We start from the raw sequence: 13,198 nt of genomic DNA on the forward strand, positions 1-13,198 counted from the left end.
TATCTTCTTATTGAATATTTGACAGTATACGTTCAGCACCTAATTTTAACATTTTAATAAAGATATAATTTACAATCGTAAACATTACAAATAAAACGATAAACATAACCCACAGTCCGACATGAAGGAAGAAGTATAATACACTTACTCCCCCCACAATAATTAAAGCTATTAAAATATTAGCTAAAAAATTCCACAAAGTTGTATATCGACTTTTAAATAATTTCTGCTCTGTATCCCAATGAATATCTGCAGTTTGTGCGTCCCAGCGTGTTCCGATTAAATTAATTAATAACAACCCGTTCGCACTTAGTAAAAACCACAGTATCATAAAGACTGGAGAAATCCCAGCTACAACTGCCATCGTAATACCGAATACTGCTAAAATGATCACATTAATTAACCAAGCAGTGATTGCTTTCGCAAAAAAGATATCCGAAGCCTTTACTGGTAAATAACGATTCACAAACCAAGAGCTTCCATCTCGCGAAAATGACGTTGTTGCAATGACGTTACTACCCATTAAAAATAACGATGCACAAAGGCCAACACCAATTGCAAATCCCGTTGTCTCTGGATTGTTAATATACTCTGTAATAAACTTTAAATTTCCATCTTGCACAAATAAAATAAAGAACAACATAATTGGCATAACGAAAGTTTGTACAATGCAATTTAAGAAAAATTGTGGTGTACGGAATAACGTTTTAAATTCTTTTTTCACATACGCTTTTAAATGCGAACTTTGTACTGTTGATTTCTGTAAACCTTCCGCCGAAATAACTTGTTTCTTTGCTGTACTCGTCGAAAGTCCAATAACCCCTTTTAAATATGTACGCTCTGCTATGTAATAAAACAACACAAAGAAGACAAATGAAATAACTGCAAAGATTATTACATATAAAGGTCCCTTCCAATTTGCATTTTCTACTAATGCCACTGCTCCAAAATATGTAGTTGGAAAATAGTTTGTCATTTGTACTAAAAGAGAAGACTGGTTGTTTGCAAGGTAATCCGCAATTGCATCTTCAGAAAACGAACTTTTATTTTTCCACTGCAAAAATACGTTAATTCCTACAATAAATAGTATACTTACGATTCCAATAAATATATTTCCTCGGTCTTTATTTTTCGCTATATTTGTATACCTCATAATAACTGTCATCAGTAACGAAGCTAGTACTAACGGCACAATTGGGAAGAGTAAGTAAATGAAAATCATATATATGTAATATGTAATAAATGCGCCACTTTTTAAACCGTACGTAATAAAGATCGGTAATAAAATAAATGAACTCATTACGTATTGTGTAATTAATACTGTTAAAAATTTGGCTGAAATAATTTGCGCTGGTTTTAATGGTAATGGTAATAACATTTCAATGTCATTGCTGTAGTAAAATACAGTTAAAATGTTCGTAATACTCATTAAAAATACCCATATACTCGCAATCGCAAGTCCCATTGCGATAATCATTCCTGGATCTTGCCCTAAATGTATCATTCCCTCATACATTGCATGCGTGATAGAACCAAACAGTAAAAAGCCGACAAATAAAATAGCTGCAAATGAAAATACATACGCCCATCGCTTCTTCTTATCTGTTATAAAATCTGCATAATTTAATTTCAATAATACCTTCGTTAACGTCCAAATTTTACTCATTGCCCGTCATCTCCAAGAACATTTTTTCAAGTGATTCATTGGATTTAAAATGATCTCTCATTTCATCTAAATTTCCTTTAAACTGTAAATTCCCCTTATTAATAATAGCAACCCGGTCACATATTTTTTCCGCTACTTCTAATACGTGTGTAGAGAAAAATACAATCTTTCCTTTATCCGCATGCTCTCTCATCATTTCTTTTAAAATATATGCAGATTTCGGATCAAGCCCAGTTAATGGTTCATCTAAAATCCATACATCTGGCTCATGTACGAGCACACCAATAATAACGATTTTTTGTCTCATACCGTGCGAATAACTTTGAATTTGATCAGATAAAGCATTATAAAGATCAAACTTCTTCGCTAAAGACTCTATTCGTTCTTGTCGTACTTCTTTCGGCACTTCATACATATCGGCCATAAAGTTTAAATATTCAATTCCTTTTAATCGTAAAAACATATCTGGACTATCTGGTACATAACCAAACGTCTTCTTCGCTTCCATCGGCTCTTCCATAATATTTTTTCCGTTAATCGTAATAGTCCCTTTGTCCACCCCGTGAATGCCAGTAATCATCTTAATTGTCGTTGATTTACCCGCACCATTCGGTCCTAAAAATCCAAAGATTTCGCCGCTAGGTACAGATAAACTTAAGTCTTTTACTGCATAGGTAGACCCATTATAACTTTTTGACACATTCGTAATTTCAATCATTCCATCCAATCCTTTCCTTAATTACCAAATAACTATATTGATATTATAGCATAGTTCTATTTTAATATTTTTACATTTTTCAGTTTATTTAACCTTTAAAATAAATATACACCCCTAATCCAACAACTAAAACGACAGCTAGTATAATATAAATCATTGTTAAGCGTTTAATATTCCCCTTTGTCGCTTTGCTATAATTTGCATCACCATTCCGCCCAATTAACACCGTCGCAATGACAGTAATCACTACAAGTAATACAACGATCATGATCCAAGTTAGCATTTCTTCCTCCCCCTCCTTACAACCATTTTACAATATTATCCTCTTTATTTCGCAGCATATTTCCTCTTTTTACTATTATTATGAAGCAAACTGGAAAACTATTATTACCATTCCTATCCAATTGCGATATATTTATAACATAACGTGACTTATTTCTAACAACATAAGGAGGACCTATCATGAAAACAACTTGGATAAAATATTTAGGATTTCTCGGTTTCTTCGGATTTTTTTATGAAAAAGGATTGTTTACTATGTTCTGTTTCTTCTCCTTTTTCACATCGTATAGAACAGTTCAACACGATGAACTGTTTGAACAAATTGTCAATAAATCGTGTCGCAATGCATTTATCGTTACGTTACTAACTACCACAATCATTATGTTTATTGAAATGTTATTTCCAAACCCTACGCTACAAGAGATTGATATCGCTCTTATTTTCGGCACACTCATTCTTACATTCGGCTTTTCTATGTTCTTTTTCGATAAACCAATTGATGAAATGGAAGATGCACCATGGCGTTCGTAACGAGAATAAAAGAATACCGTGCCAAATTGAACATGACACAAGAAGATTTAGCGAAGAGCGTTGGTGTGCGACGTGAAACAATTAGTCATCTCGAAAAAGGTAAATACAACCCTTCCTTACAACTTGCTCACGATATAGCGAAGGCATTACATAGTACGATTGATGAGATTTTTATTTTTGAGGATTGATTAAAGACGTCCAGTCACAAGAATCACATAAAAAAATACCGTCATTCTTTCCAAGAAGAATGACGGTATTTCTCATTGATTATCCATATAAAACCGCATGAAATACGCCTAATAGCAAGTATTGATCCTGCATGTAATCTTCATCATATACATTCATCTCAATGTAATACATATCTTCCTCAAGACGAATATTCCAATCTGCAATTACATAGCCCTTTCGTAATAACTTTCCCATTCCAAATGAAGTTTTATGAACAACATATTCTTCTGCCTTATATGTAAAGGTAAATAAGAAATTTGCATCCAATAACTTTCCGTCACATACAAGTATTTCATGCTCTGCATCATGATTATCTTTGTACGTTACTAAAATCCTTCTTTGGCGCTGCCTACTTACATCCTTTGCAATGACGCGAATATTGTCCTTACTATCCTTTATTTCATAAATAATATTACCACCAATTTTTGGAATGAAATCCAGCACTCTCATCAGCGTATTTTTATAATAGCCCCTTACTACGCCTACTTGCTCACTTCCATTATAAACCTCTATCGGTGTCGTATCTGCTTTGCTATCACACGGTCGTTTGTAAGAGAGCTGCATCATTCGCTCTCCTCTTAAGTACTGATCAAACGTCACAGGATATTCTATCATGCGCAGTTCTTTATTTAGCTCATACAAATAGCGTTGAACACTCTCTATTAATGTTGTAGTAGCTATACGCTCTTGAAGTTCAAATTCTTGCCAGCTGGAAAAAACATTCCATTGATTATGATCCTCTTCATAGAAGAAACCAAGAATTACCTCTTCACGGTCAGCCGTTTCATATTTCATAGGCACGTTCTGCCCATGTTGAACTTGTTCCATCCACTGACCTAAATAAATGCCCAGCTCTGCAACCTTCATACATGATTTTTGAAAAAATACGCTGTCACTCGCGCAAATCGTTACATCTCCTTCGATAAAGCCCTTTGAATAAGCATCATACCGTGGCTCATCCTTCTGCGGGATACTCTTATCTAACTCAAATAAAAACGTTAACATCCTTTATTCACCTCTAGTTGTTACACTAATCATACATGACATCGCATCACTCTGAGAGACTATTTATATACGCATATTTAATTCACGCATTATAACACGTGAATGATCTTGTATAGTAGCGCTATTTTTTGTTCTATATCTTAGTATATGAATTTATATGAGCGATTTTTCAAATATATCTATCACAACTTACAATATATCAACGATTTTTCAAATATATCGATTTTTCGACAAATATCAGCACAATTAAAATGAAACTACCTTTTCTTCAGCCACTTCTACAATTTCTAAAATTTGTAGCAGACTCTCCACTTCATAAGTCGGATTAACACTCGTCTTATTCTCTTTCAAACTCGGATTATACCAACACGTATCAATGCCGAAGTCTTCTCCGCCTTTCATATCAGAAGTTAGCGAATCTCCGACCATTAGTACACTTGATTTATCCGTAATTCCAAATTTCTCAAATGCATAATCAAAAATCTCACGCGCTGGTTTTTGATGACCAACTTCTTCAGAAATAATAATGTGATCAAAGAAATTACATAAAGGCGAATTTCCGATTCTTGATTGTTGCACCTTCGTATATCCATTCGTAATAATACCTAACTTGCAATCTTGAAGATTTTCACATAATTGTACTGCGCCTTCTATAAGATGTACCTCTTTTCCTAAGTTTTCAAGATATACATCACTAAATTGCTGTGCATCTACTTTTATATTATGAAGGGCAAATAATTGTCTAAATCGATCTACTGCTAATTCACTTAGCGTAATCATTTTATTTTCTAGATCTCTCCATAATCCATTACTAATCTCTTTATAACTTGCAAGATAATCATTATACCCTGTAGGCATACCAAACTGTACAAACGCATTATGTAATGCGTGTCTTTCTGTTTCAGGGAAATCTAATAATGTATCGTCTACGTCGAATAATATAAATTTGTATTTCATGATGTTCTCCTCAATTCCTATTTTAAAAGCTTCGTTCTCATTGCTTATAAGTTTTTATATATGTCGTGATGAAGCGCTTTAACCCGCTCTTTATAGAATACACCTTTATCTTTTATTTTCAAATGTGCTATAAATAAGTTTGCTAGCATGACTGCTGTATCTAGTCTATAAAATAAACTAACAATATGAGGAGTAACATTAAAGATACTATCATTCTTATATCCATCTTTAAATTCATCCCAACTAACCTCATTTGTTTCAGCTATTCTCATAAGCTCCAGCAATGGATGACCAATTAAAGCATTATCCCAATCAACTATTGCTTTAACTTCTCCATTATATCCGATTAAATTGGCTGGTCGAATGTCCATATGTAATAAACATTTTACATGATCTGCTGTACTAAGAATATATTCAATTGTTTTTGTATCCGGAAGATTAATTTTGCAGTTCGTGATTGTATTAAACCCTTCTATCCGTTTCACAATTCGTTCTGCTATATACTTACTAATGGGCTCTCTAATATTTTGTTTGTAATACAAACCATCAATTGGCATACTATGAAGATTGCTCACTAACTCCCCTATTTTGCATGCGGAAATTGGCATATGATCAGCATACACACAATCCGAAATTAAAAAATCAAGTTCGGTTGAAAGATGCAATCCGTGTATCCTTGGTACTGGAATACCTTTTGAATGACAATACTTAGACAGCTCCGCTTCCTTTTGCAACGAAATCCGACTGTTAAATAAGTCTTCATTTATATTTTCCACTTCTCTTTCCCACGGTACTCGAAATGCCAAAGACCCCTTTTCTGAATCTCCTTGAAAAACAATATTTTGCACTCCCGTTCCAATCACCTTTAAATCTTGAATAGCTAGTTCCTTATACTCTTGACTTAGTATTGTTGCCAGCTTTTCTCTTATCCCCTCTGCTTTTACACGTGTATGAATCATTTTATTCCCCGATTCTTAAGCTCTTTTCATCCATTTTCTCCTCGGTGCACAACATCCTCATTAACAAAATTATAGCAACAATAGTAAAAGGAGGCTAATCCGCTCAGCCTCCTTCTCATTATTAATCTTCTAGCAATAACTCTTTCATTTCCTCTAACGACTCTTTCGTAAAGCCAAGAGCTTTTTCAGCGTATGCTTCAACTGATCCGTATTGCTTTTGAATTTCACCAATCGCAGCTTGCAAGTATTCAGCACGTGCTTCAAACATTGCACCTAATATCGCTCTGCTCTCATCGTTTTGTAATTTCGCACCTAAAAAGGCCATCATTTTTTCATTTAGCTTTTCACGGAATCCGTTACTTAGTAAGTAGTCTTCCATTACTGTTTTTTCTGGTACACCTAGTAAAAGTAGTAATAATGCTGAACCAAATCCAGTACGATCTTTTCCAGCTGTACAGTGGTTTACTAACGGTAAGTTTTCCGGGTTTTGCGCTAAGTTTAAGAAGCTCACGAATGCTTCATTACCACTTACGAAATCTTGATTCATTTTCACAAGATACTCACCTGGTTTTCCTAACATAGAAAGGTCACCAACTTGGAAAAACTCATTTATATTTAAGTCTTTCGCTAAGTCTTGCATAACTGGTAAGCACACTTGACGAGCACCTGTAATTTCTGGATTCGGCTTATGCTTCACTTCAAAGTCTGTACGGTAATCGCAAATTAACTTTAAACCAGACTTTTGTAAATAGGCAATATCCCATTCAGTTAGCCCTGCTAATTCTTCAGAGCGGTATAATTTGCCCCATTTTACTTTACGGCCTTCAGTCGTTTCATATCCTCCCATATCACGGAAGTTAAACGCACCTTGTAATGGCAATCTACGCTCGGCTACTGTTACTGCTTGTCCATTACTTCCTACTAATCTAAAATATGGACGTTCATTTTCACTGGGGTTTTCAATTGTATATGATAATTCCCCATTTACTGTTGCAAGTAATTCTCCATTTTCTTCAATATGATCTGGTGAAGTACTCCAATAAATACGAACTTCTTCTATATTATTTTCCCACTTTATTTGTAACGTATTATCTTTATTTCTTTCTACAGTTGCTTGTAACCAATTTCTTTGCTGTCCCATTCTTTCACCAACGCTTTCTCATATAATCGAATCTCACTCTATTGTATTATACAAATATCTACTTTGTCGTTCTCATTTTTCTTTTTATCTTACAAACAGGCGAAAAGTTCTTTTACTTGTTCAAAATTTGTACAAGGATTACCGCGAAATACGTATGCGATTTGTTCATTACCTAAATCTTCGTATACAACTGTTCCGCGATTAGGGTGCGGATAAAACTCTAACCCGTTTATAATTTGTTTTGGGCCATAGTTCATTGTCCATGAAGAAATAGGATAATACGCTTTGTTTTTATGTCTACAAACCCAAAGTGCATATAGTTTATTAACTTCGTCCCAGTATACATACTGCGTTTCGTCATTTCCGAAACCGACCGATTCAAGTTTCCAATTTAGTTTTTCATGAATTAACAAATTTACATAGGATACGTCATCTGGAGCATTCCACTCTCTACATCTTCCTATCTCACCAATTCCATCTCTTTTTGCTTGAAAGCTCAATAGGTGAAATGGTGTATGTAATATCATTTTCGCAAACTCCATATTTACTGGTTGTAACCCGAATAGAAATCTTTCCATTTCATCTTTGTTTACATACCCACGATCAATAGAAATTTCAACTTGTGTTTTCCATATAGATGTAACGTAACTTTCTTTTCCTTTATAATTTATACCTTTCCAATACACAAGCCCTTTATATTGAAAACAATCTCCTTTTGCTTGAGAAATACAGCTATCCGGAAATACTGGTTCCATTATATCGAGAAAAAATTCCTTTACTCGAAACATCCCAGTTGGAGTAACAACCTGAAACCAAAAAGTTCCCCACTTTTCACCTTCATAACGTTCTGAAACTTTTTCAACATTCCAGCCTTCTAACAATACATTTGGATACAATAACACGAATGAATGCATGGATTGCTTTAACATATATAGTCCCCTCCCGCTATACGAGTTCGAGAGTATACATCATTCATCCTCCTAAAACTTTCTCACATATCTCTCAGTTGAACTAAGCAGCTGACATCCATTCTTTTCAAAAACATCCTTCATCCATTCATTTTGTATATTTGTCTCACCAATATAATAAGATGCACCTATTTCCTTTAAGACAAACATCGCAGCTGCAAATAATGCCGCTTCATATCCCTTATTACGCATATTTGGAGTAACTGCGAAGTACATAAGTTTCCCTTCTTCTAACGTACCTCTTTCAATATGCGGGATTACAATTCCTATCGGCTCTTCATCGACACTCGCTGTTAAGCAATGTTCTTTCCATTGCTCACCAATTTCTTGTAGCATCATATGCACAAATTGATCATGAGCGACTGGTTCTCCCGTCGCTTCATTCCACAGTGAATAAAAAGCCTCTTCTCCAACTTCTTCAATAAGCTTAAAATCAATTTCACTTTCTGCATCTTCTACTTCATATATATCTTTAAATACAATCATGTTTTCCGTAACATATTCAAATGAATACGTTTCAAAACATTTTTTATACACATCATAATTTGGACTTTTTGAAGAGATTTCAAAATGTAGTTTTTCTAATCCATCTTTTTTAGCTTCAGCAACGCAATATTGCATCATTTCCTCTAATTGCTCTTCTGTAAAAATCTCTGCATTATTTTCTTTTATCATAATAGAAGAAGCATTTCTTCTTATTTTAAAATATTTTTCTAACTGTTCTATCGTCGTCATATTCTTCCCTCATCTATATCATACTCGAATTTCTAATCGTTCTCCTTGCATGAGCAGGATTGTCCTTGAATATATAGAATACTAGAAAAGATCGCATCTTTAAAGTGCGGAGGAGGTTCTCCAGTGGATATTACAGCATTGCAACAACAGTTAGAGCTTATACAACAAAATGACTATACGCAACTACAGCATATAGACGTAAATGAGTTAACTTTGAACATGCTTCAGTATATCGGAACGACTGATAGCTACGTTCGTTACCAACTTATATATAAATGTTTTGCGCATTTCATTCATCATGAATTCCTTATGGATGATCAGCTGAAATTACTTCTGCAAACTTGTTTAAGTGATGAGTATTTATATTGTGACATTTACTCCCCACATTCAGATGGGGTTTTCACACGTTCTTACACTATTTCGTTAATTGCGTTAATACTCCAATTTGCTAATTCGCACTACTTTTGTACAGAGGAGGATATCGAAGAAATAAAAAACAAACTCATTACATACACAAACTTAGAAACGGATTTTCGGGGCTATATCGAAAATAAAGGATGGGCTCATTGTCTTGCTCACGTATCTGATGCCTTTACTGAAATTGTTCATAATACGTATACAACTTTTGAATGGTACGAAGAATTAATTCATTGTTTATTAAATAAAATCTTTATTCCATCTGACCTTTTTCATAATAACGAAGATGAACGCATTGTTACTCCATTACTAGCAATGCTGTATCATGATTTTCCTCAAAACGAGTTAATTTCTATTATTCATAAAAAAATAAAAAGGCTTCCTCAAATTAGAAAACGCCTTTCGCTTAATGAGTATTGTATTTTATGTGCCAATATTAAAACCTTTTTACGCACATTATTTTTCAGAACGAAAGATGACCATAACTTAGCCTTTACAGCACGTAAAACAGAAAGAATGTTAAAAGAACTTCCTAACTATTATTAAATACAAGGAGCAATGACATGGGTTATATTGAAGATATGAGAAATCTAGTAGGAAATCATCCACTTATTTTAATAGGATCACACGCCATTATATTAAATGAAAAAGATGAAGTATTGCTGCAGCTCCGTACAGATTTTAAACGCTGGGGCATTATTGGAGGCGCATTAGAATATAACGAAACGTTAGAAGAAGCTTTAAAACGAGAAGTATATGAAGAAACTGGACTTATCATTAAAAATCCAGAACTATTCCGTACATACTCAGGGCCTGATTTCTTTCAAATCTATCCAAACGGCGATCAAGTACACGGTGTACTCGTTGTTTATATTTGCCGAGAATTTTATGGTGAATTTGTATGCGATCAAAGTGAATCAAAAGAACTACGCTTCTTTTCACTTGATGAATTACCTAATAATCTTCCCCCTGTTATTGAGAGGATTATTACAGATTATCAAAAAAAATAAGGGAACGCTTAACGTTCCCTCTCAAATCCAATCCGTTTTTTAATTTCCGCTAAATTTACCTTTGCAATAGCGCGTGCCTTCTCAGCACCGTTTTCTAATGCTTCATATAATAAATCCGGCTCATTCATATACATTGCGTACTTTTCACGAGGTCCAGCTAACTCTCGATCTACAACGCGAAACAACTCTTTTTTTACATCGCCCCATCCGATTCCAGTCTCATATTTTTCACGTAATGACTGTATTTCGTCTTCTGTCGCAAATTCTTTATAAATTGTAAATAAGGTTTCTAGTTCTTTCGGTTCATTTGGAAGTGAAGAATCTGTTTTGATTTTAAATATTAACTTTCGTAGTTTTTCTTGCTCTGCAAATAATGGGATTACATTTCCGTAACTTTTACTCATCTTCCTTCCGTCAAGACCAGGTAAAATAGCTCCTTCTTCTTGTATGACATACTCCGGAAGTGTAAATGTCGTGCCAAATGTATGATTAAAATACGTCGCAATATCACGCGCGATTTCAATATGCTGAATTTGGTCTTTTCCAACTGGTACATGGGTAGCTTGAAATAATAATATGTCAGCTGCCATTAAAATCGGATACGTATATAACCCCATATTCACTCCTGCATCGACCTCTAACCCCGCTTCTTTATTTTGCTCCACCTTCGCTTTATACGCATGAGCACGGTTCATAAGACCTTTCGGAGTTAGGCAAGCTAAAATCCAAGCTAATTCTAGAATTTCTGGTACTTCTGTTTGCCGATAAAAAACAACATCTTCCCCAAGTCCAAGCGATAACCAAGTAGCTGCTACCTCTTTCGTATAACTGCTGAACTTTTCTGAATCATGCACAGCATTTAATGCATGATAATCAGCTATAAAGTACAATGCTTTTCCTTCATTATTCTTTGACATTTGTAATGCAGGTTTAATCGCACCAATATAATTCCCTAAATGCGGATAACCTGTCGGCTTAATTCCTGTTAACATTATTTTTTCACTCACACTAACTCCTCCTTTCGCAAAATAAAAAGAGCCCCTCATCCTTAAAAAGGACGAGAGACTCCCGCGGTACCACCTTAATTAGCTATCATTAGCTCACTTCATACTTCAATAACGTGAAGTAACCGTCTTTACCTACTCATTTCAGTTAGAAGCTCCAGAGTCCATTCCATATTCATCCCTTACTGATTCTCACCACATATCAGCTCTCTGAAAAGTTTCGAATATGTACTCTTCTCTTTCATTGCTTTTTCGTTATTTTTTACAGTTTATCACATTTCACTTCCAAACAAACCCGAATTTTCTATTTTATATAGCAGGAATTTCCACTTCAATTGTCTAATATTATATAGGTTTGCAGAAATATTCGAAACAACTTTGGAGGTTTTTTCATGGTAAAATATATATCCATTTTAGGTTCCACAGGATCCATCGGCACATCTGCATTAGATGTCGTTTCAGCTCATCCTGAACATTTCAAAATCGTCGGTTTAACCGCAAATTATAATATCGATCTTCTTGAGCAACAAATCAAAACGTTTCAACCTCGTATTGTAAGCGTTGCAACAAAAGACTTAGCAGACACGCTTCGTACGCGTATTTCAGCGAATACAAAAATCACATACGGAACTGATGGCTTAATTGCGGTAGCTACTCACCCTGATTCAAATCTTGTATTAAGTTCTGTTGTCGGAGTTTCCGGACTACTTCCAACGATTGAAGCATTAAAGGCGAAGAAAGATATTGCCATCGCTAATAAAGAAACGTTAGTTGCAGCTGGACATATCGTAACTGAACTAGCGAAACAAAACGGATGTCGCTTAATTCCAGTAGATAGCGAACATTCAGCTATTTTCCAATGTTTAAACGGAGAAAATAATAAAGAAATTGAGAAATTAATCGTTACAGCTTCTGGCGGTGCATTCCGTGATAAAACACGTGATGAAATGCAAACATTACAAGCAAAAGATGCTTTAAAGCACCCAAACTGGTTAATGGGCGCAAAACTAACGATTGATTCTGCCACATTAATGAATAAAGGGTTCGAAGTAATGGAAGCGAGATGGCTATTTGATATTCCATATGAAAAAATTGATGTAATGATTCATAAAGAAAGTATCATTCATTCTTTAGTAGAATTTATTGATGGATCAGTTATGGCACAGCTCGGTGCTCCTGATATGAGAATGCCGATTCAATATGCGTTTCACTATCCTACTCGGCTACCTTCTTCCTATGAAAAATTAAATTTATTAGAAATCGGTAGTTTACATTTTGAAAAACCAGATTTAGAGAAGTTCCCTTGTCTACAATACGCATATGAATGTGGCAAAATCGGTGGTACTACTCCCGCTGTATTAAATGCAGCAAATGAACTTGCGAATGCACTATTCTTAAAAAATGAAATTGCCTTTTTCGATATTGAAAAAACAATTTACAAAACAGTTGAAGCTCATCATAACGTAAAAGATCCTTCACTAGATGCTATATTAGAAGCGGATCAATGGGCGCGCCAATATGCAAATGAATTGTTAATAAAAAAGCGCTAAAACAGTTCCCACTGTTTTAGCGCTTTT

The 13,198-nt window shown here is 34.7% G+C and carries 15 protein-coding genes and 1 other annotated feature; of the genes, 5 read left to right on the top strand and 10 right to left on the bottom strand.

Translation table 11 applies throughout. From position 1 onward, the window contains the following. Positions 1-7 precede the first annotated feature (7 nt). The 3 genes from ACXKY9_RS15995 to ACXKY9_RS16005 form a co-directional block, all read right to left on the bottom strand. Positions 8-1,666 (bottom strand): putative ABC transporter permease subunit, encoded by a 1,659-nt coding sequence (locus ACXKY9_RS15995; protein ID WP_000036884.1) that lies wholly within the window; start codon positions 1,664-1,666, stop codon positions 8-10. Further along, on the bottom strand, positions 1,659-2,384 hold the full coding sequence (locus tag ACXKY9_RS16000) for an ABC transporter ATP-binding protein (protein WP_000570204.1): 726 nt from the start codon (positions 2,382-2,384) through the stop codon (positions 1,659-1,661). The genes ACXKY9_RS15995 and ACXKY9_RS16000 overlap by 8 nt, the downstream gene beginning before the upstream one ends. A gap of 88 nt (positions 2,385-2,472) precedes the next feature. Beyond that, entirely contained in the window at positions 2,473-2,667 is a 195-nt protein-coding gene (locus ACXKY9_RS16005) for a hypothetical protein (RefSeq protein WP_000958863.1), read from the bottom strand. Positions 2,668-2,846: 179 nt separating this feature from the next. On the opposite strand from ACXKY9_RS16005, the gene ACXKY9_RS16010 reads away from it, so the two are divergent. After that, entirely contained in the window at positions 2,847-3,197 is a 351-nt protein-coding gene (locus ACXKY9_RS16010) for a DUF3796 domain-containing protein (protein ID WP_000859202.1), read from the top strand. Further along, complete coding sequence (locus ACXKY9_RS16015; protein WP_000896323.1) at positions 3,185-3,385, top strand: helix-turn-helix transcriptional regulator; 201 nt, start codon at positions 3,185-3,187, stop codon at positions 3,383-3,385. Before ACXKY9_RS16010 ends, ACXKY9_RS16015 begins: the two co-directional genes overlap by 13 nt. A 79-nt stretch (positions 3,386-3,464) precedes the next feature. Here the strand turns inward: ACXKY9_RS16015 and ACXKY9_RS16020 are convergent, their stop codons facing one another. The 6 genes from ACXKY9_RS16020 to ACXKY9_RS16045 form a co-directional block, all read right to left on the bottom strand. After that, positions 3,465-4,430 carry a tubby C-terminal domain-like protein gene (locus ACXKY9_RS16020; protein WP_000955119.1) on the bottom strand — a complete coding sequence of 322 codons (966 nt, stop codon included), beginning with the start codon at positions 4,428-4,430 and terminating at the stop codon, positions 3,465-3,467. 246 nt (positions 4,431-4,676) lie between these two features. Continuing rightward, the gene (locus tag ACXKY9_RS16025; RefSeq protein WP_000875418.1) at positions 4,677-5,387 is read right to left on the bottom strand and encodes a YjjG family noncanonical pyrimidine nucleotidase; all 711 of its coding nucleotides are present in this window, start codon (positions 5,385-5,387) and stop codon (positions 4,677-4,679) included. A gap of 44 nt (positions 5,388-5,431) precedes the next feature. Further along, complete coding sequence (locus tag ACXKY9_RS16030) at positions 5,432-6,346, bottom strand: phosphotransferase family protein (protein WP_000582025.1); 915 nt, start codon at positions 6,344-6,346, stop codon at positions 5,432-5,434. A 121-nt stretch (positions 6,347-6,467) separates the two neighbouring features. Continuing rightward, on the bottom strand, positions 6,468-7,487 hold the full coding sequence (locus ACXKY9_RS16035) for a tyrosine-protein phosphatase (protein WP_000531496.1): 1,020 nt from the start codon (positions 7,485-7,487) through the stop codon (positions 6,468-6,470). A gap of 89 nt (positions 7,488-7,576) precedes the next feature. Further along, complete coding sequence (locus ACXKY9_RS16040; protein ID WP_000917825.1) at positions 7,577-8,416, bottom strand: hypothetical protein; 840 nt, start codon at positions 8,414-8,416, stop codon at positions 7,577-7,579. 51 nt (positions 8,417-8,467) lie between these two features. Further along, positions 8,468-9,190, bottom strand: a complete 723-nt coding sequence (locus ACXKY9_RS16045) for a GNAT family N-acetyltransferase (RefSeq protein ID WP_000207425.1) — start codon at positions 9,188-9,190, stop codon at positions 8,468-8,470. A gap of 123 nt (positions 9,191-9,313) precedes the next feature. On the opposite strand from ACXKY9_RS16045, the gene ACXKY9_RS16050 reads away from it, so the two are divergent. Further along, positions 9,314-10,153 carry a DUF2785 domain-containing protein gene (locus ACXKY9_RS16050; protein ID WP_000355449.1) on the top strand — a complete coding sequence of 280 codons (840 nt, stop codon included), beginning with the start codon at positions 9,314-9,316 and terminating at the stop codon, positions 10,151-10,153. Positions 10,154-10,170: 17 nt separating this feature from the next. Then, on the top strand, positions 10,171-10,617 hold the full coding sequence (locus ACXKY9_RS16055) for an NUDIX hydrolase (protein ID WP_000540456.1): 447 nt from the start codon (positions 10,171-10,173) through the stop codon (positions 10,615-10,617). A gap of 8 nt (positions 10,618-10,625) precedes the next feature. Here the strand turns inward: ACXKY9_RS16055 and ACXKY9_RS16060 are convergent, their stop codons facing one another. Next, entirely contained in the window at positions 10,626-11,624 is a 999-nt protein-coding gene (locus ACXKY9_RS16060) for a tryptophan--tRNA ligase (RefSeq protein WP_001290893.1), read from the bottom strand. 43 nt (positions 11,625-11,667) lie between these two features. Continuing rightward, positions 11,668-11,875, bottom strand: a binding site (T-box leader). A 138-nt stretch (positions 11,876-12,013) separates the two neighbouring features. Between ACXKY9_RS16060 and ACXKY9_RS16065 the strand changes: the two genes are divergently transcribed. Continuing rightward, positions 12,014-13,171, top strand: a complete 1,158-nt coding sequence (locus ACXKY9_RS16065) for a 1-deoxy-D-xylulose-5-phosphate reductoisomerase (RefSeq protein WP_000241795.1) — start codon at positions 12,014-12,016, stop codon at positions 13,169-13,171. Positions 13,172-13,198: the final 27 nt, after the last annotated feature.

This window comes from Bacillus sp. 2175 (assembly GCF_057812155.1).